The following is an 18698-nucleotide window of genomic DNA, read 5'->3' as shown; positions in this document are numbered from 1 at the left end:
CGACCCCACCGGACACGGCGGACATCTGCTCCCACCATCGGGTGCGTTGACGTATCGGATACCGGCATGGTTGCGGGAGAAGATCATCGAGTTGGATGGCACCTGCCGGTACCCGCATTGCGGACGCCCGGCCAGTGAATGCCAGATCGATCACCTGGTGAAGTTCGTGCACCAGGATCCGATCACCGGTGGCTGGACCGTGGAATTCAACCTCATGCCGTTGTGCACCCCGGACCACCAAAGAAAACACATGGGGTTGCTGATCCCCACCATGCTCTCGGATCGGGCTGTCATCTGGCGTGACCCGGTGACCGGGGAAACCATCACCACCTATCCGCGGTAGGCGGCTACCCTCGGGTAGTGCTGCGCTGCAATCGGTTTCCAGCATCGGGTTGCGTGGTCTCGACACGACCTCCGCTGGCGCTCCGGTCGGCTCGACCGGCGGAGTGGGGCGGATCGACCGGCGGGTGGGCAGCGTGGCGGTGGGATGGGTGATATTGCGTTGCAATCGGTTTCCAGCTCCGTGTTGCGTGGTCTCGAGGCTCGTCGTTTCGACGGGGCTCAACGCAAGGCCCCGGGGCTCCTTGCTCGTCGACCGGCGGAAGGGTGAGGGTTCGGCCGGCGAAGGTGACGACTAGTCGGCCGACGGGGCCTGACCGTCGAGGTGTGCCAGCACTGCTCGTGCGGACTCGAGTTCGCGGCTGAGGTCGTCGATGCGCTGTTGTGCCGCAGCGCGCGCCGATTCGATCACGCCGTCGACGGCGGTGATCGCCGTGGGATCTCCGAGTTCGCGCATTGCTTTCGCCACCCGCTCCGCGGGCACTTCCGTTGGCCTGCCCTGCTTCTTGCTTCCGTGAGACACCGACACCGTCCAGGTCGTGTCGCTCGCCGACGTCACGGTGACGGTGACCGCTCCGGATGGGGCCTTGGGTCGCCGCGGGGCTTTCGCCGCGGTGGGCTTCGGTGCAGGTGCAGGTGCAGGTGCAGGTGCCGGCACCGGCGCTGGTGTCTGCCGCCGGACTGTCTCCCGCGGGGCCGGTTCGGCAATAGGCTCCGGCCGGGGTGTGGATCGTCGAGGCGTTGACGTCGCCGCGCCCGCTGTGGGTCGGGTCTTGAGCAGTTCGTCGGCGTCGAACGGCAACTGATCCTCGACACCCTTCGGGCTGATGATCACGGTGGACCCATCGATGGAGATCACGCGCGCCGATACACCGGCAGCGAGATTCAGGGACGGCATGGGGTCACGAAGGTAGACGGTGACCCGCTTGCCCGCGGCGAGTCCCGCCGACAAGGATTCCAGGTCCTCGGTGCTCAGGCCGGTCTGTCGTCGTGATGCCATGACGTCCATGTTCGCACAGGCGTACGAATCGCGTCACCCTGACCCGCTATCGGGATCGTCTCCGCTGAACCCAATACCTGGCCGCGGCGCGGACGGACTCCTCGACGGGACGCGGGTGCCAGTCCAGATCGCTGGTCGTGGCCGAGTGATCCATCGGCGACATGACGTGCATCAACCGCACGGTGTCGACCGAAAGCTGTTGCTGGGCACGGGTGATCCGTGAGCGGAGGTCGCCGGCGGCGCCGAGGGCATACATCGCCGGGCGAGGGAGTGTCGGTCGCGGGGGTGCCACGCCCGCCTCGTCGGCGGCCATCGCGATGATGTCACCGAGGTCGAGGAACTCGCCGCTGACGATGTAGCGCCTGCCGATCGTGCCCTTCTGCGACGCGCGTACGAGGGCATCGGCTGCGTCGTCGACGCCGACGGTCTCCGCTCGCATCCCCCGCACGCCGAACGGGAGTTTGCCGAGTGCGGCTCCGGCGACGAAGGCACCGTGCGGCGTCGGCTTGTGATCGCCCGCGCCGTAGGTGTTCGACACGCACATCGCCACCACCGGCACGCCACGATCCGTCGCCGCCAATGCGACGCGCTCACCCGCGACCCGCGAGCGGACATAGGTATTGGCGTGTGACTCCCAGTTGAAGGCATCGTCGGGGGTGGCGCAACGCCCGCGGACCCGGCCGATCGTGCACATGCTCGAGGTGTAGACGAATCGATGCAGGTCGGCCCGGGCCGCCACGTCGAGAACGCCATCCAGTACTTCGACATTGCTGTGCCACAACGGCTTCGGATCACGAATCCACGCCCGGGTGTCCACCGCGCAGTAGATGGCGGCCTCGGCACCGGCGAGGGCACGCCCGACCGCGTCCTGGTCGCCGAGCTCACCGACGACCCGCTCGACGTCGAGGTCGTCGAGATTACGGGTGTCGGAGGTGGGCCGCACCATCACCCGGACATCTCGCCCCGAGTCGAGGAGCCGGCGGACCACGCGGGAACCCAGAAAACCGTTGGCGCCGAATACCGTCGTCACCCCGGAACTCATGGCATCAGGTCCGGCGAGTGATCGGTGATCGCCACCGTGGCGCGACGCAGCATCGTCGCGAACATGGCGTCACCGCGTTCGGTGGGCGTCGCCGCCCCGGCACCGAACACCACGATCAGCGGCGCCTGCAGGAGATCGGTGACGTAGTCATCCCAACACTGCTCCGCGGAGTACCCGTCGACGCCCGCGGCGAGCAGCGCCTGACGATAGGCCTCGACGATGCCGCGTTCATGGCGGCGTCGGTCGTCCACCTCGAGGCTCGAGGCCAGCAGGAAGGCGAGGTCGCGCATCGGCGAACCGGTGGTGATGGTCTGCCAGTCGATGACGGTGACCGCACCGTCGGAACCGAACAGGACGTTGTCGATCCGCATGTCGCCGTGGATCAGTGCGGTGTGGCTGCGCTCGGCGATCAGCCAGTCACCGGCGGTGGCGACGAGCCAGTCGAGGACCACCGATTCCGCGGCGTCCGGCGTGAACCGTTCGCGGAACACGTCGGTCATCGGGGCCAGGACCGATTCCATCAACTCCCGGTCATCGGCGGTCGGCAGCGGAAAGCGTTGCAGCAGTGCGGGATCGTCACACGTCGGTGCGTGCAGACCGGCCGTGGCGACGGCGACGGACCGTGCCTGTTCCGGTGTGCAGCCGGCGATCTGGTCACCCTGGACGGCGTCGCCCATGTCCTGCAACAGTAGGACGAATTCGGTGCCGTCCGCCGAGATGGCCGACGCGTAGCACTCGGGTAGCGGAACATGCAGCCGCGCCGCGAAATCCGAGTAGAAATCCACCTCGTTGCGGAATGCGCCGGAGGCGAACTGACGTTGCGGTAGGTCACCGGTCGCCAGCTTCGCGATCATCGTCGTCGGCACGTCACCGGCAGCCAGGTCCAGCCGCAGGCGATACGACCCGGCCATCTGCCCGGTACCCACCGCGGTGTAGGTCACGCCCCGTACGTCGGCGTGATGGCCCGCCTCGGTGAGCAGGGTGGTGAGGACGGCCGGGGTGAGCTGATCCGGCGAGATGGGAATGATGGCGACGCTCACGCCGGCACCACCCGCCCCGGATTGACGGGCAACGCCGCGGTCTGCGGGCTGCGCAGGTGTCGGTAGGTCCCGACGATCTCGGTGACCTCCGTCGGTGCCACACCATGCAGGATCACTGAGTCCACACCCAGATCGAACTGGGCGGCGACGGCCCGCGCGCACTCGTCCGCCGTTCCGGTGGCACAGTCGGCGACCCACCCGGCGGGTATCGCCGCGGCGAGCTCGTCGAGTTCCGTCGCGGTGGCCGTCGCGTCGAGGGGACCGCGTGCTCCGCTGAACGCCGACGTGCTCCGAATCCGCTCGAGATCGTTGGTGCTCCACCGGTTGGCGGCCATCAGCACGTCGGGATAACCCTGCAGGTAGGTGGCGAGACGCCCATACAGTCGGCGCGTGCGGTCGGTCTCCTCGAGGTGATCGGGAACCGTGGCGAGGACCGACCAGATCCGCACCGACGCCGGATCGCGCCCGGCCCGCTGCGCACTGTCGCGGACGCGGGCGACAGCGGTTCGCGTCGCCTCGGCGTCGAGGAAGGTGTGCAGCACAACGCCATCGGCGATGCGCCCGGCGAGTTCCAGCGTCTTCGGTGACATCGTCACCACCATCACCGGAGGTGGCGGCGTGACCGAAATCCCCAGGGTGAGAAGCGGATAGGTACCTGCCGGGCCGTCGTGTCCGATGATCATCTCGCCGTTCCACAGTCGCCGCAGGATCGAGATCATGTCCTCGATCCCGGCGCCGGTGATCACCGGCAGCCCGAGAATCTGCCACTGGGCGGTGATCCCGCGTCCGAGTCCGAGCGCGAACCGATGATCGGAGAGTTCGGCCAAGGTGGCACCCATCGTCGCGGTGACGATCGGGTGGCGCGTCGTGTGATTGGTGGCGGCGGTGGCGATGCCCAGTCGGGTGGTGGCGGCGGCGAGCGCGCCCGACAGCACCGCGGCGTCCTTGACGTTGAAGCGTTCGGACACGAATGCCGTTCCGAGGCCGATGGTTTCGGCGTGACGTGCCTCGTCGACCAGTTCCGACGGACGGACCGGATGTCGCGACAGTGCGTAGTAGCCGAGTTCGGTCAGGGTGTCCGGAGACGTCACGCCGGGACCTGCGTGGCGACGCGGTAGGCCCGGTTACGCGGCTCCCGGACCCACAGCACACCGTCGCCGGCGGTGGCGCCCTCGGCCTTGAGGGTCCGCTTGACGATCTTGTTGGTGGCGGTGGTCGGCAGGGACTCGGTAATCCGCACGAAACCGGGCCACGCCTTGGGGGAGAGATCGGGTTGATCGGCGAGTGCCGCGGCGAACTCGTCCGGGGCCAGGGTCGCGTCGTCGTCGAGCACGATCGCGGCCATCACCGCATCACCCACCTGATCGTCGGGCACCGGATAGACGGCCACCTGGTTGACACCCGGAATCCGTTGCAGGATACGTTCGATGGGGCCGGCGGTCATGTTCTCACCGTCGACCCGCATCCAGTCCCCGGAGCGTCCGGCGAGGTAGATCCAGTCGTCGGCGTCGCGGTAGGCGAGATCGCCCGACCAGTACATGCCCTCGCGCAGGCGGTCGGCCGTGGTGGCCTCGTCGTTGTAGTAGCCGCTGAAAAGCCCCGCGCCGGAGGTGTTCACGAGTTCACCGACGGCCTCGTCCGCATTGGTCAGGGCACCGTTCTCGTCGAACTCGGCGATGGCGCATTCGGTGACGGTGGCCGGGTTGTACACGGCGACACCGGGAAAGCCCTTGCCGATCGAACCGGTCGGGGTGCCGGGTTCGCGGGTGACGATGATCGCCAATTCGCTGGATCCGTAGCCGTCCCACACCTTGCAGTCGAAGCGTCGCGCGAAGTCTTCGATGTCGTGGTCGGTGGCCTCGTTGCCGAAGGCGGCACGCAGCGGGTTGTCGGTGTCATCGGGCTGTTCCGGCGTCGCGAGGATGTAGGCGAGGGGTTTGCCGACGTAGTTCATGTACGTAGCGCCGTGCCGGCGGATGTCGTCGAGGAAGGTCGACGCGGAGAATCGGGCGGGCACGATGGACGCGCCGCTCGCCGCGGCGACACAGTAACCGCCCAGCAGCGCCGCGGAATGGAACAGCGGCATCGACAGGTAGCAGACGTCGTCGGCGGTGATCCCGAACTTCTCCACCAGTGGCGGTCCGGCGAACGGGATCAGCATGTGCGCGAGCCGAACCGGCTTGGGATTGCCGCTGGTGCCGGAGGTGAAGATCAACATGAACGGGTCCATCGGCCCCGGCTCGGAATACGGAACCAGCTCGCCGGCGTCGGCGAGCAGCGATGCCCACTCGGGGCCGGACGTGTCGAACACCGTCACCCCGGGAAGCTCGAGGCCGTCGAGCAGGCCGCGGTGTTCGGCGTCGGTGAGCAGGATCTGACAATCGGCCCGGAGGATGTCGCCGGCCAGGGCCTCGCCCCGGCGGGTGTTGTTGATGCCCGCGGTCACGTACCCGCCGAGCGCGCCCGCAGCGATGGCGGTGAGCATGGTCGGGGTGTTGCCGAGCAGGGTGCCGATGTGCATGGGCCGCCGCGGGTCGGCGGCGGCGAGGACGACCGACGCCATCCGGCGTGCGTCATCGAGGTGCTCGCGCCAGGTCCGCTGTTGGCCCTGGTAGGTGATCGCGATGTGATCGTCGTCGGCGCGTTCGAGGAGAAGTTGGGTCACGGTGTCGGCCATGACCCAAATCTAGAACCTGTTCCAGAACTGCGTATACAGATTTCTGAAATTGTCTACTCTGCTCGATGGCCGCACAGACGACGATCGCCGACGGCCCCCGGGTGGGGAGGCCGTCGGCGATCGGGTGGCGTGAAGGAGAAACTCAGCGGTGCAGCGTTGCGGTACCCGGCGTGAGGGTGAACGTATCGCCGCCCTTGCCGAGCACGGTGACCGTCAATTTCAATGTGCCGGAACCGGTTTCCAGCGCCGGACTCAGAGCGGGTTTGCCGTCCCGGCAGGCCGCGAAGGTGATGTCGGCGGTCCGGTGAGTGGAGGTGTTGGTCCAGGTGACCGCGACCATCGCATCGCTCAGCGTGGTGGCGCAGGCGTCCTTGGGCATCGGCTCGAGCCAGATCACCGTGGCGTCGTCGGCGACCGCCGCGGCGGCCAACGGCGCGACGAAACCGCCGGCGATCATCGCTCCCGAGCGGCTCAGTCCGACGGTCGGGGTCTGCTGCGTCGCGTCGAGCGTCTTGGCGGCGGGGGTGGTCTGTGTGGTCTCCGGCGCGGTGGTCTCCGGCGCCGCGGATGCGACACCCGCTGCCAGCGGTGTGGCCAGTGCTCCCGCGGCCAGTCCGGCGGCCAGCATCATGCGTCGACCCGTGATTCGTTTCTGCAACATTGGTAACATCAGCCCCTTCCGTCTCACGACGCTAGCAGCCGGAGGTGCCCCGGTTCAACGTGGAGACGCTGTTCGTTATCGACGCGAAGCATGCGTCGGGAGTAAAGCTACCGCGCCCGAACGGGGTGCTCAGCGGGTCGCGACTTGAATCACAGAGTCGCGACCTGAATCACACAGGGGCGGGCGTGGTGCTGCCCGCCCCGGCGGTCGGTGATAGGACTGCACAGGTGAGTGACGTGGTGGCGCGGACGGCGACGACAGAGGATTCGGCCAGGGCAGGGGAGTTGACCATGACAGGCGACAACGCGGCCGGACGGAATCCGCTGTCGGTGTTCCACATCGGCAACCTGACGGTGTCGGGAACCGCGGCGCGTGCCCAGCAGCAGCTGTGTGCGCAGTTCGTCGACCATCGTGGCCGCATCGACATGCCGGCCTACGGTGTGCTCTTCGACGATGTCGGCGGCATTCCGTTTCATCTCGCCGGCAAGGAGTCGGGGGCGTTGTCGATGCAGGCACGCCTGACCATGTCGGCGATGGGGTACGTGGCCCCCGACGACCGCCTCACCGCCGCGGCCGACGTCGAGATGTCCGACGAGCACACCGGCGTGACACCGGTGCGGATCACCACCGGCACCGGGCATCTGTGCTGCGTCGGGACCGCGCGCAACATGCGCGTCGGACGTGCCACCGCCGACGGGACCGAAGAGTCGCAGGCGGCGGTCGAGCTGCCCGACTGTGCTGGCGCCCACGGTGTCCGGCTCCCCGAACCCATTCCCGCGGCCCTCGAGGGCCGTGACGTGGTGGCGCAGATCGCGGCGCAGGTGCGGGAGGCGGGCCCCCTCGCCGACCTCCTCAACGGGCGCATCGAGATCCCCGATGCGTCGACCGGGTTGCGGTTCGTCGTCGACACCGAACCGTGGATGGGCAACTTCTTCGGCACGATGCACGGCGGGGTGATCGCCACGATCATCGGCCAGGCGTTCTCCTTCGCCGGCCAGGCCCACGCGGGCGCGGGACGCGACTATCACCTGGCCGACATGTCGCTCGGCTTCTTCCGTTCGCCGGCGGTGCACGGCACCCAGGTGATCGTCGAGGTCGAGCCGGTCAAGGTGGGTCGTCGCATCGCGTCCTTCTCGGCGCGGATGATCGGCCACGACGGGACGCTGCTCAGCGAGGGCGTTGCCGACGTGCACTACCGGTGACGCCGCTCTGTCCGGGCAGTGACGGGCAGGCGTCCGGAACAAAAACAATCATGCGTGCTTGATTCTTTTCGACGATTGTGTGACGCTGATCGCATGCCGATCGTGCACCAGGTCGTCGCCGACCTCGCCGCTACATCCGCCGAACTCGACGACCTCGTCGCCGGCCTCGCCGACGAACAGTGGGCCACGCCCACACCCGCCGCCGGGTGGACCATCGCCCACCAGATCGCACACCTCGCGTGGACCGACGAGGTGGCGGCGATCGCGGCCACCGATCCCGAGCGATTCGCCGAGATCACCCGGGAGGCGATGACCGATCCCTCGGGGTTCGTCGACGCCGCCGCGGAGGCGGGAGCCGGGCAACCACCGCGGCAACTCCTCGATCACTGGCGGGGGGTGCGTGCATCCCTGGAACGCGCACTCCTCGACGTCCCCGACGGCGCCAAGATCCCGTGGTTCGGTCCGCCGATGTCCGCGTCGTCGATGGCCACCGCCCGGCTGATGGAGACGTGGGCCCACGGACTCGACGTCGCCGACGCGCTCGGCGTGGCACTGCCGGTCACCGACCGCATCAAGGCCGTCGTCCACATCGGGGTCCGCACACGGGATTTCGCGTACGCCGTGAACGGGAAGACGCCGCCGGGCGCGCCGTTCCGCTTCGAGATCACCGCACCGTCGGGCGAGGTGTGGACGTGGGGACCCGCCGACGCCACCGACGTGGTGGCCGGTCCGGCACTCGACTTCTGCGAACTGGTCACCCAGCGGCGCGCACTCGCCGACCTCGACCTGCGGATCGTCGGTGACGACGCACGTGAATGGGCAACGATCGCACAATGTTTCGCCGGTCCCCCGGGCTCGGGGCGAGCGCCGAGTGGAACCGAGCAGACCGGAAAGGACAGCTAGATGACCGCCACAGTGGTGCGGATCGGCAATGCGTCGGGGTTCTACGGGGATCGCTTCGCGGCGATGCGGGAGATGCTCGAGGGCGGTGAACTCGACTACCTCACCGGCGACTACCTCGCCGAACTCACCATGCTGATCCTGGGCAAGGACCGTCTGAAGGACCCGAAGACCGGATACGCCAAGACGTTCCTGCGGCAGATGGAGGAGTGCCTCGGACTCGCCGTCGACAAGGGCGTGCGCATCGTCGCCAACGCCGGCGGGCTCAATCCGCACGGACTGGCCGTCGCGCTGCGGGAACTCGCCGAGCGGGTGGGCGTCGACGTCGGTGTGGCATTCGTCGACGGAGACGATCTGCTCGACCGCGCCGACGAACTCGGACTCGGAAAACCGTTGACCGCCAACGCCTATCTCGGTGCCTTCGGCATCAAGACCGCACTCGACTCCGGGGCCGACCTCGTCGTCACCGGACGCGTCACCGATGCCTCGCTCACCGTCGGGCCCGCCGCGAGCGCCTTCGAGTGGGATTACGACGACCTCGATGCGCTGGCCGGTGCGGTGGTCGCCGGTCACGTCATCGAATGCGGTACCCAGGCCACCGGCGGCAACTACGCCTTCTTCACCGAACTCGACCTGACGAGCACGCCCGCCGCCGGACACCTCGGATTCCCGATCGCCGAGATCGCCGCCGACGGATCGTCGGTGATCACCAAACATGCCGGCACCGGCGGGGCGGTGACCGTGGGAACCGTGACCGCGCAACTGCTCTACGAGGTCGGCGGACCCCGATACCTCGGACCCGATGTGACCACCCGTCTCGACACCATCTCCCTGGCGTCGGACGGACCGGATCGTGTGTCGATCAGCGGTGTGACGGGTGAAGCGCCCCCGGAGACCACCAAGGTGTCACTGAATCACCTTGCCGGAGTGCGCAATGAGATCACCATGATCCTCACCGGACTCGACATCGAGAAGAAGGCCGAACTGTTCCGGTCACAGTTCCGCGCCGCACTGCCGAGCGAACCCGAACAACTCACCTGGGAACTGTCCCGCCTCGACCGCCCGGACGCGACCACCGAAGAGCAGGCCTCGGCACTGCTGCGGTGCGTGGCCCGCGACCCCGACGGCACCAAGGTCGGCCGCGCATTCTCCTCCACCGCAGTGGAATTGGCCCTGGCCAGCTATCCCGGCTTCAGCATGACCGCGCCCCCCGGACCGGGATCGCCCTACGGGGTCTTCGAACCCGGGTACGTCGACGCCGCGGCCGTCGAGCACCGCGTCGCGTTCGCCGACGGTGTGGTCGAACGCATCGAACCGTCGCCCCTGCGGGCACCGGTGCCCGCCGACGAGGTCGACCATCGCGCCGCGGGCGGTGCGGCCGCCGACCCCGAACCCACCGCCGTGCTGCCGCTGGGCACCATCGCCGGTGCCCGCAGCGGAGACAAGGGCGGAAGCGCGAACATCGGTGTGTGGGTGCGTGATCCGGACCATTTCGAATGGCTCGACACCACCCTGGACACCGACCTGCTGACCGAACTGCTGCCGGAGATCGACGGATTGACGGTGCGCCGCTACCGGCTTCCGAACCTGCTTGCGGTCAACTTCGTCATCGAGGGAGTGCTCGGCCGCGGCGTCGCCGACAACGTGCGCTTCGACCCGCAGGCCAAGGGTATGGGGGAGTGGCTGCGATCGCGGCCGGTACCCATCCCCATGCGTTTCATCGAGAACGTCACCGTCGCCGACGACAAGGACTGAGCCCGTGCCCATCACCAGCCCCATCTGGGACAGCCCCGAACGGCGAGCGCTCCGCGAGACCGTACGCGGATTCGTGACCCGACACATCCTGCCGCACGCGGCGGACTGGGAACGCGACGGACAGATCCCGCGCGATGTGCACCGGGAGGCCGCCGAACTCGGCCTCTTCGGACTCGGCATCCCCGAGGAGATCGGCGGATCGGGCGGCGACCTCGTCGACGCGTCGATCCTCGGCGAGGAACTGCACTACGCCGGCGCCCCGGGCGGGGTGTTCGCGTCGCTGTTCACCCACGGCATCGCGCTACCGCACCTGATCGCGGCCGGTGACCCCGCGCAGATCGACCGCTGGGTACGTCCCACCCTGGCCGGCGAGATGATCGGCAGCCTGGCCATCACCGAACCCGGCGGCGGCAGCGACGTCGGTCACCTGATGACGCGGGCCGACCGCGACGGGGACGACTTCGTCGTCAACGGCGCCAAGACCTACATCACCTCCGCGGTGCGCGCCGACTTCGTGGTGACCGCGGTGCGCACCGGCGGACCGGGTGCCTCCGGCGTGTCGCTGCTGGTGATCGAGAAGGGCACACCGGGTTTCACCGTCACCCGGAAACTCGACAAGATGGGATGGCGCAGCTCCGACACCGCCGAACTGTCCTTCGTCGACGCCCGGGTACCCGTCGCCAACCTCGTCGGCCCGGAGAACTCCGGATTCGCCCAGATCGCGGCGGCCTTCGTGACCGAACGGTCATCGCTCGCGGTCCAGGCGTACGCCAGTGCCCAGCGGTGCCTGGACCTCACCCTGGAGTGGGCGCGGCAGCGCGAGACCTTCGGCAAACCGCTCATCGCACGGCAGTCGGTGCAGGACACGCTCACCGAGATGGCACGGCGCATCGACGTCGCCCGCACCTACACCCGTGCGGTGGTCGAGCGGAAGATCACCTCCGACGACGACCTCATCGCCGAGGTGTGCTTCGCCAAGAACACCGCGGTGGAAACCGGAGAATGGGTGGCCGACAAGGCTGTTCAGCTCTTCGGCGGTCTCGGCTACATGACCGGCACCGAAGTGGAACGTCAGTACCGCGACATGCGCATCATCGGCATCGGCGGCGGAACCACCGAGATCCTCACCGGTCTCGCGGCAAAACGATTGGGGTATCAGCAGTGACGGCAATCCGTTCCACCCTCGACGCGAACGACGAGCAGTTCGTGGGCAACCGCGACCTCATGCTCGCCAAACTCGACGAACTGAACACCGAACTCGACAAGGCACTCGCCGGCGGTGGCGAGAAGTACGTTGCGCGGCACCGTAAGCGCGGCAAGATGACCGCCCGGGAACGGATCGAGCTCCTCGTCGACGAGGACTCCGCCTTCCTCGAACTGTGCCCGCTGGCCGCCTATGGTTCCGACTTCACCGTCGGGGCGTCGGTGGTGACGGGCATCGGGGTCGTCGAGGGTGTCGAATGCGTGATCGTCGCCAACGACCCCACCGTCAAAGGTGGCACCTCCAATCCGTGGACGTTGCGGAAGATCCTGCGTACCAATGACATCGCCCTGACCAATCGGCTGCCGGTGATCTCGCTGGTGGAGTCCGGTGGTGCCGACCTGCCCACCCAGAAGGAGGTCTTCATCCCGGGTGGACGGATGTTCCGGGATCTGACCCGCCTGTCCGCGGCCGGCATCCCGACCATCGCGCTGGTGTTCGGCAACTCCACCGCAGGCGGCGCCTACGTCCCGGGGATGAGCGATCACGTCGTCATGATCGAGGGCGCCTCCAAGGTGTTCCTCGGCGGGCCGCCGCTGGTGAAGATGGCCACCGGTGAGGAGAGCGACGACGAATCCCTCGGCGGCGCACAACTACACGCCCGCCAGTCGGGTCTGGCCGACTACTACGCCGCCGACGAGCAGGACGCGGTGCGCATCGGCCGGCGGATCGTCGCGCGCCTCAACTGGCGCAAGCGCGGACCGGCGCCGTCGGTTGACGTCGTCGAACCCCGCTACGACACCGAGGAATTGCTCGGCATCGTGCCCGGCGACCTGAAGATCCCGTTCGATCCGCGGGAGGTGATCGCCCGCATCGTCGACGGCAGTGACTTCGACGAGTTCAAACCCGAGTACGGCAACTCGCTGTGCACCGGGTGGGCGAGCATCCACGGCTATCCGGTCGGCATCCTCGCCAACGCGCAGGGCGTGCTGTTCAGTGCCGAGGCGCAGAAGGCGGCGCAGTTCATCCAGCTCGCCAACCGTTCGGATACGCCACTGCTGTTCCTGCACAACACCACCGGCTACATGGTCGGCAAGGAGTACGAGCGCGGTGGGATCATCAAGCACGGTTCGATGATGATCAACGCCGTCTCCAACTCGAGCGTGCCGCATATCTCGGTGCTGATGGGCGCGAGCTATGGCGCCGGTCACTACGGAATGTGCGGGCGGGCCTACGATCCCCGATTCCTGTTCGCCTGGCCCAGTGCGAAATCCGCGGTGATGGGTGCGACGCAACTCGCGGGCGTCATCTCCATCGTGTCGCGGGCGGCCACCGAGGCGCGCGGCGGGGTCGTCGACGAGGCCGCCGACGCCGCGATGCGGCAGATGATCGAAGGACAGATCGAAGCCGAGTCGGTACCGGCGTTCCTGTCCGGGATGCTCTACGACGACGGGGTGATCGATCCCCGGGACACCCGCACGATCCTGGGTCTGACGTTGTCGGCGATCCACAGTGCGCCGGTCGAGGGGACGTCGAACTTCGGCGTCTTCCGGATGTGAGGGGAACAGAGTGATGACCGATGCAGTGACCAACCTGATCACTCGAGTCCTCGTCGCCAATCGCGGCGAGATCGCCTCCCGGGTCTTCGCGACCTGCCGCCGGATGGGAATCGGCACCGTCGCAGTATATTCCGACCCCGACGCCGGATCACCGCATGTGTCCGCCGCCGACGTCGCGGTACGTCTGCCCGGTTCGACGTCCGCCGACACCTACCTGCGGGGTGAACAGATCATCGCCGCCGCGCACTCCGCGGGCGCCGATGCGATTCACCCCGGATACGGATTCCTCTCCGAGAACGCCGAATTCGCGCAGGCCGTGATCGACGCCGGACTGACCTGGGTCGGTCCGCCGCCGGCGGCGATCACCGCGATGGGCTCCAAGGTCAACGCCAAGAAGTTGATGGCCGACGCGGACGTACCGGTGTTGGGCAACATCGACCCGGCCGCGGTGACCGATGCCGATCTGTCGTTGCTGATCAAGGCGTCGGCCGGTGGCGGCGGCCGCGGTATGCGGATCGTGCGTGATCTCGCCGAACTCGCCGACCAGGTGGACGCGGCCCGGCGCGAAGCGGAGTCGGCGTTCGGCGACCCGACGGTGTTCTGCGAACCGTACGTCGAGCGCGGCCACCACATCGAGGTGCAGGTGATGGCCGACGTGCACGGAGCGATCTGGGCCGTCGGCGAACGCGAATGCTCCATCCAGCGCCGACACCAGAAGGTCGTCGAAGAGGCGCCCGCACCCCTGGTGGAACGCATCGGACAGCAGATGCGCGAAAAACTCTACGCCGCAGCACGATCGGCGGTCGAGGCGATCGGGTACACCGGCGCCGGAACGGTGGAGTTCCTGGCCGACGAGAGCGGCCGATTCTACTTCCTGGAGACGAATACCCGTCTCCAGGTGGAGCATCCGGTGACCGAACTGACCGCCGGCACCGACCTCGTCGAATGGCAGTTGCGGGTGGCGATGGGCGAGCACCTCGACGTGTCGGCACCGACGACGAACGGCGCGGCCATCGAGGTTCGGCTCTACGCCGAGGACCCGGCCGCCGACTGGCAGCCGCAGTCGGGCACCGTCCACGCCATCGACATCGCCACGGCAACACATTTCGATGGTCTGACCCGGCCCGGGGTGCGTGTCGACTCGTCGATCGCCGACGGCTCGGAGATCTCCACGTTCTACGATCCGATGCTGGCCAAGGTCATCTCGTGGGCACCCACGCGGGACCGGGCGGCGGCCATGCTCGCGCAGGCGTTGGCGGATGCGACCCTGCACGGGCCCGTCACCAACCGGGACATGCTGGTGAACATTCTGCGGGAGAGGACGTTCCGCGCGGGGGAGACCGACACCGGATACCTCGACGAGGTCGGATTGGACACCCTGGCGGCGCCACTCGCCGACGGCGAGGCGATCACCCTTGCGGGGATCGCGGCGGCGCTGTCGGATGCGGCGGTCAACCGGTCGCGCGCACGGGTGCAGTCGACCCTGGCGCCGGGCTGGCGGAACATGGTGTCGGCTGCGCAGTCCAAGGGCTATCTGCTGCCCGATGACACCGAGGTGACGGTGCGCTACCGGCATACCCGCGACGGCGTCGACCTGCCGGATTCGCCGGAGCTGTCGGTCATCTCGGCCTCCGACGGCGAGGTGGTCGTGCTCGGCGCCGACGGGGTGCGCCGACGCCTACGGGTCGCACGGTACGGCGGCGACGACATCTACGTGGACGGCCCGGGCTGGTCGGTGCATCTGCGTCGCAAGCCACGCTTCGTCGATCCGACCGCCGTCGCCCGACCGGGGTCGCTACTGGCGCCGATGCCGGGGGCGGTGATCCGGGTGGCCGTCGCCGAGGGCGACCGGGTGACCGCGGGGCAGCCGCTGATCTGGCTGGAGGCGATGAAGATGGAACACACCATCTCGGCGCCCGCCGACGGCATCGTCACCACGCTCGCCGTCGAGGCCGGCCGGCAGTTGGCGGTCGGCGACGTCCTGGCCGTCATCAGCGATCCCGATTCCGATTCCGACACATCCGACGCACGATCCGAGTGAGACAGGACATCCCATGACCGAGAATCCTTTTGTCGAGTCACCCGAACGGGCCGAACTGCGTGCCGCGGTCGCCGGTCTGGCAGCCAAGTACGGGCAGGACTACTTCCGTGAATGCGCCCGCGAGGGCCGCAAGACCGACGAATTATGGGAGGAGGCAGGCAAACTCGGCTTCATCGGGGTGAACTTGCCCGAGGAGTTCGGTGGCGGTGGCGCCGGCATGTACGAACTGTCCATCGTGATGGAGGAACTCGCCGCCGCCGGGACGAGCCTGCTGATGCTGGTCGTGTCGCCGGCGATCTGCGGAAACGTGATCGCCCGCTTCGGCACCGACGATCAGAAGCAGCGGTGGCTGCCCGGCCTGGCCGACGGGTCGATCACCATGGCGTTCGGGATCACCGAACCCGACGCGGGTTCCAACTCGCACAACATCACCACCACCGCGAAGCGTGACGGTGACGAGTGGGTGCTCAACGGTCGCAAGATCTACATCTCCGGCGTCGACCAGGCGCAGGCGGTGCTGATCGTCGCCCGCACCGAGGACGCGAAGACGGGGCGGCTCAAGCCGACGTTGTTCATCGTGCCCACCGACACACCGAATTTCGAGTACCGCCAGATCGAGATGGAACTGCAGAACCCGGAGAAGCAGTTCCTGCTGTTCTTCGACGACGTCCGGCTCCCGACCGATGCGTTGGTCGGTTCGGAGGACGCGGCGATCAGTCAGCTGTTCGCCGGCCTCAACCCGGAGCGCATCATGGGTGCGGCGTCGGCGATCGGGATGGGCCGGTTCGCGCTGTCGCGGGCCGTCGAGTACGTCAACGACCGCACTGTCTGGAAGACGCCGATCGGCGCGCATCAGGCGATCGCGCATCCGTTGGCGCAGGGCAAGATCGAACTCGAGATGGCCAAGCTGATGATGCAGAAGGCCGCCACACTGTATGACGCGGGAGACGATTGGGGTGCAGCGGAACCGGCGAATATGGCGAAGTACGCCGCTGCGGAGGCGTGCGTCAAGATCGTCGATCAGGCCGTTCACTCACTCGGCGGCAACGGGTTGACGTCCGAGTACGGTTTGGCGCCGATGCTGTCGCTGGCGCGGATCGCGCGGATCGCGCCGGTCAGTCGTGAGATGATTCTGAACTTCGTGGCTCAGACGAGTCTCGGGTTGCCCAAGTCGTACTGAGACGAGAGGTGGGGTGCATCATGGCCGACGGAACCGTTGAGGTTGTCCATTCGTCGACCGTCGACGGCATCACGACGTTGACGCTGGATTCACCGAAGAACCGGAATGCGTTGAGCGCGAGCTTGGTTGAGCGGTTGCTCGACGGGTTGGTCTCCGCGGCAGACGATCCCGAGGTGCGGGCGGTGGTGTTGACGCATTCGGGCAACACGTTCTGTGCGGGGGCCGACCTGAGCGAGGCGTTGGCTCGTGGTGCGAGCGTCGAGGAGGCATCGGCGGCCGGGACCGAGGCCATGCTCGGACTCATTCGCGCGATCCTCGAATCGCCGAAGCCGGTGATCGCGCGGATCGACGGTCATGTGCGGGCAGGCGGACTCGGTCTGATCGGCGCGTGTGACATGGTGTTCGCCGGTCCCGCATGCACGTTCGCGCTCACCGAGGCGCGGCTGGGGTTGGCGCCGTCGGTGATCTCGGTGGTCTTATTGCCGAAGATGTCCGCACGGTCCTCGGGGCGGTATTACTTGACCGGTGAGACGTTCGACGCGGATACCGCCGAACGGGTGGGGTTGGTGACGCAATCCTGTGGCAGCGCCGCAGATCTCGAGGGTTGCCTGGCGAGCGCGTTGACGGGGATACGGAAGGCGTCGCCGCAGGGTTTGGCGGCGTCGAAGGCGCTCACCACGACGGCGGTCCTCGCAGCATTCGAGACGTATGGCCGTCGGCGCGCGGAGGAATCGGCTGCGTTGTTCGGCAGCGAAGAGGCGCGGGAGGGGATGACGGCGTTCCTGTCGAAGCGCCGGCCGTCGTGGGATCTGACATGACCTGGGATCTTTCATGACCACCGCACGATCGAGTGCCGCGCGCGAGCCGCAGCAGGAGCGATCCCGACTGACGCGGGAACGGTTGCTGGGGGCGACGATCGACACTTTGGCGCGTGACGGTTGGGCCGCAGCGACGGTGTCCATCGTGGCGGAGCGGGCCGGCGTGTCGCGTGGGGCGGCGCAGCATCACTTCCCGACGCGCGAGGCCCTGATCACGGCCGCGCTCGAGCAGGTCTTCGAGGACATGACGGCGTCTGCGTCGACGGTGCAGGACGAGATGCCCGACGGTGAGGATCGGGTGGCCGCAGCGATCGACCGGGCCGTCGCCCTCTACACGGGGGTGACGTTCAAGGCGGCACTGCAGGTGTGGGCGGCCGCAGCATCCGATCCCGCACTGCGCGAGCTGATCTTGCCGCTCGAGGCGAAGTTCGCCCGCGCCGCACATCAGGTGACGGTGGCGATGCTCGATCCGTCGGGTGCGAACCCGAAGGTTCGCCGGATCGCGCAGATCACCCTCGACCTCGCGCGTGGACTCGGCCTGGCCGACACACTGTCCGACGATTCTCACCGACGAGAACAGGTGGTGGCGTCGTGGACGGAGATGGTGTCGGACGCGCTGCGCACCGATCTCTGACGAGACGGCCGTCGAGCGTGACGACACCGGTTGCCGGCGTTGATGTTTCACTGTGGAGTTGTCAAGGTACCCTCCCGCTGGTCGCGTAGCCCGAGGAACGAGGGCGAGACCACGTGAGGCGAGGCTGATGGACAACCTCTCGATTCAGGAACTGTTGGTGTTGTGTTGTCGCCGGTCACGCACGGCTGGTTGAGCCACTATCCCGCCGGACGAGCGCTTACCCCGCGGGCCGAGCCCTATCCCGCCGGACGAGCGCTTACCCCGCGAGCCGAGCGCTTACCCCGGCGGGCGAGCCCCTTTGCCCGCCGGTCGAGCCCTTATTCCGGTGGTCGAGCCACTTTGCCCGCCGGTCAAGTCCTTATTCCGGTGGTCGAGCCACTTTGCCCGCCGGTCGAGCCGGTCCGGAGCGATAGCGGAGGACCGTGTCGAGACCCCGCAAGGCAACGCTGGAACCCGAATCCTCATGCCGCACCCGGCAATCCATCCAAGGTCATGGTCCTGCGGTGATAGGACCGCAACCACCTGCGTTGTGGGTCAACACTTTCCGGTGGGATCAACCACGGGTGGTGGTCGGCTCCCATGACGACGTCCCATCCGTTATGGTGGACATCGTCATGACAGGCTGTGCAGAGCAAAGCGCCGTTCTCCA

At 67.7% G+C, this 18698-nt stretch carries 16 protein-coding genes and 1 pseudogene; 10 read left to right on the top strand and 7 right to left on the bottom strand.

Annotation, left to right across the window (positions count from 1 at the left end; all coding sequences use genetic code 11):
- Window positions 1–343, top strand: a 343-nt coding sequence (locus ABLE94_RS25675) for an HNH endonuclease signature motif containing protein (RefSeq protein ID WP_348804249.1), incomplete at its 5' end; no start/stop codon positions are given.
- Window positions 344–634: 291 nt separating this feature from the next.
- Here ABLE94_RS25675 and ABLE94_RS25670 read toward each other — a convergent pair.
- The 6 genes from ABLE94_RS25670 to ABLE94_RS25645 all read right to left on the bottom strand — a co-directional run bounded on the left by ABLE94_RS25670 (window position 635) and on the right by ABLE94_RS25645 (window position 6759).
- On the bottom strand, window positions 635–1339 hold the full coding sequence (locus ABLE94_RS25670) for a DUF6319 family protein (RefSeq protein ID WP_425476285.1): 705 nt from the start codon (window positions 1337–1339) through the stop codon (window positions 635–637).
- A 46-nt stretch (window positions 1340–1385) separates the two neighbouring features.
- Complete coding sequence (locus ABLE94_RS25665; RefSeq protein WP_348806809.1) at window positions 1386–2381, bottom strand: NAD-dependent epimerase/dehydratase family protein; 996 nt, start codon at window positions 2379–2381, stop codon at window positions 1386–1388.
- On the bottom strand, window positions 2378–3421 hold the full coding sequence (locus tag ABLE94_RS25660) for a phosphotransferase (RefSeq protein ID WP_348810261.1): 1044 nt from the start codon (window positions 3419–3421) through the stop codon (window positions 2378–2380). Before ABLE94_RS25660 ends, ABLE94_RS25665 begins: the two co-directional genes overlap by 4 nt.
- Complete coding sequence (locus ABLE94_RS25655; protein WP_348810260.1) at window positions 3418–4512, bottom strand: TIGR03857 family LLM class F420-dependent oxidoreductase; 1095 nt, start codon at window positions 4510–4512, stop codon at window positions 3418–3420. The genes ABLE94_RS25660 and ABLE94_RS25655 overlap by 4 nt, the downstream gene beginning before the upstream one ends.
- Window positions 4509–6098 carry a fatty-acid--CoA ligase FadD1 gene (fadD1, locus tag ABLE94_RS25650; protein WP_348810259.1) on the bottom strand — a complete coding sequence of 530 codons (1590 nt, stop codon included), beginning with the start codon at window positions 6096–6098 and terminating at the stop codon, window positions 4509–4511. Before fadD1 ends, ABLE94_RS25655 begins: the two co-directional genes overlap by 4 nt.
- Window positions 6099–6240: 142 nt before the next feature.
- On the bottom strand, window positions 6241–6759 hold the full coding sequence (locus ABLE94_RS25645) for a hypothetical protein (RefSeq protein WP_348810258.1): 519 nt from the start codon (window positions 6757–6759) through the stop codon (window positions 6241–6243).
- A gap of 290 nt (window positions 6760–7049) precedes the next feature.
- Between ABLE94_RS25645 and ABLE94_RS25640 the strand changes: the two genes are divergently transcribed.
- From ABLE94_RS25640 to ABLE94_RS25600, 9 genes are all read left to right on the top strand, one after another.
- A complete protein-coding gene (locus ABLE94_RS25640) occupies window positions 7050–7961 on the top strand; it encodes a PaaI family thioesterase (RefSeq protein ID WP_348806814.1) in 912 nt (303 codons plus the stop codon).
- Between the two features lie 93 nt (window positions 7962–8054).
- Window positions 8055–8864, top strand: a complete 810-nt coding sequence (locus tag ABLE94_RS25635) for a TIGR03084 family metal-binding protein (protein WP_348806815.1) — start codon at window positions 8055–8057, stop codon at window positions 8862–8864.
- Window positions 8865–10616 (top strand): acyclic terpene utilization AtuA family protein, encoded by a 1752-nt coding sequence (locus ABLE94_RS25630; protein WP_348806816.1) that lies wholly within the window; start codon window positions 8865–8867, stop codon window positions 10614–10616.
- Window positions 10617–10620: 4 nt separating this feature from the next.
- Entirely contained in the window at window positions 10621–11781 is a 1161-nt protein-coding gene (locus ABLE94_RS25625; protein ID WP_348806817.1) for an acyl-CoA dehydrogenase family protein, read from the top strand.
- A complete protein-coding gene (locus ABLE94_RS25620; protein ID WP_348806818.1) occupies window positions 11778–13376 on the top strand; it encodes an acyl-CoA carboxylase subunit beta in 1599 nt (532 codons plus the stop codon). Before ABLE94_RS25625 ends, ABLE94_RS25620 begins: the two co-directional genes overlap by 4 nt.
- A 13-nt stretch (window positions 13377–13389) precedes the next feature.
- On the top strand, window positions 13390–15417 hold the full coding sequence (locus tag ABLE94_RS25615) for an acetyl/propionyl/methylcrotonyl-CoA carboxylase subunit alpha (protein WP_348810257.1): 2028 nt from the start codon (window positions 13390–13392) through the stop codon (window positions 15415–15417).
- A 13-nt stretch (window positions 15418–15430) separates the two neighbouring features.
- On the top strand, window positions 15431–16597 hold the full coding sequence (locus tag ABLE94_RS25610) for an acyl-CoA dehydrogenase family protein (protein WP_348806820.1): 1167 nt from the start codon (window positions 15431–15433) through the stop codon (window positions 16595–16597).
- 20 nt (window positions 16598–16617) lie between these two features.
- Window positions 16618–17415: an enoyl-CoA hydratase family protein gene (locus ABLE94_RS25605; RefSeq protein WP_348810256.1), complete on the top strand. Its 798-nt coding sequence runs from the start codon at window positions 16618–16620 to the stop codon at window positions 17413–17415.
- Between the two features lie 13 nt (window positions 17416–17428).
- Window positions 17429–18049 carry a TetR/AcrR family transcriptional regulator gene (locus ABLE94_RS25600; RefSeq protein WP_348810255.1) on the top strand — a complete coding sequence of 207 codons (621 nt, stop codon included), beginning with the start codon at window positions 17429–17431 and terminating at the stop codon, window positions 18047–18049.
- Window positions 18050–18510: 461 nt separating this feature from the next.
- On the opposite strand, the pseudogene ABLE94_RS25595 reads toward ABLE94_RS25600, so the two are convergent.
- Window positions 18511–18698: pseudogene (locus ABLE94_RS25595) on the bottom strand (HNH endonuclease); the annotation flags it as partial.

This window comes from Gordonia sp. VNK1, assembly GCF_040049135.1.
Taxonomy (GTDB): domain Bacteria; phylum Actinomycetota; class Actinomycetes; order Mycobacteriales; family Mycobacteriaceae; genus Gordonia; species Gordonia oleivorans.
The sequence above is the reverse complement of the archived record's forward strand: the minus strand, read 5'-3'. Positions and strand labels throughout refer to the sequence as shown.

Excerpts from the sequence above, each read along its gene's own strand:
- ABLE94_RS25670 (WP_425476285.1), bottom strand. The coding sequence starts at position 1,339 with ATGGCATCACGACGACAGACCGGCCTGAGCACCGAGGACCTGGAATCC.
- ABLE94_RS25665 (WP_348806809.1), bottom strand. The coding sequence starts at position 2,381 with ATGAGTTCCGGGGTGACGACGGTATTCGGCGCCAACGGTTTTCTGGGT.
- fadD1 (WP_348810259.1), bottom strand. The coding sequence starts at position 6,098 with ATGGCCGACACCGTGACCCAACTTCTCCTCGAACGCGCCGACGACGAT.
- ABLE94_RS25645 (WP_348810258.1), bottom strand. The coding sequence starts at position 6,759 with ATGTTGCAGAAACGAATCACGGGTCGACGCATGATGCTGGCCGCCGGA.
- ABLE94_RS25640 (WP_348806814.1), top strand. The coding sequence starts at position 7,050 with ATGACAGGCGACAACGCGGCCGGACGGAATCCGCTGTCGGTGTTCCAC.
- ABLE94_RS25635 (WP_348806815.1), top strand. The coding sequence starts at position 8,055 with ATGCCGATCGTGCACCAGGTCGTCGCCGACCTCGCCGCTACATCCGCC.
- ABLE94_RS25630 (WP_348806816.1), top strand. The coding sequence starts at position 8,865 with ATGACCGCCACAGTGGTGCGGATCGGCAATGCGTCGGGGTTCTACGGG.
- ABLE94_RS25615 (WP_348810257.1), top strand. The coding sequence starts at position 13,390 with ATGACCGATGCAGTGACCAACCTGATCACTCGAGTCCTCGTCGCCAAT.
- ABLE94_RS25610 (WP_348806820.1), top strand. The coding sequence starts at position 15,431 with ATGACCGAGAATCCTTTTGTCGAGTCACCCGAACGGGCCGAACTGCGT.
- ABLE94_RS25605 (WP_348810256.1), top strand. The coding sequence starts at position 16,618 with ATGGCCGACGGAACCGTTGAGGTTGTCCATTCGTCGACCGTCGACGGC.
- ABLE94_RS25600 (WP_348810255.1), top strand. The coding sequence starts at position 17,429 with ATGACCACCGCACGATCGAGTGCCGCGCGCGAGCCGCAGCAGGAGCGA.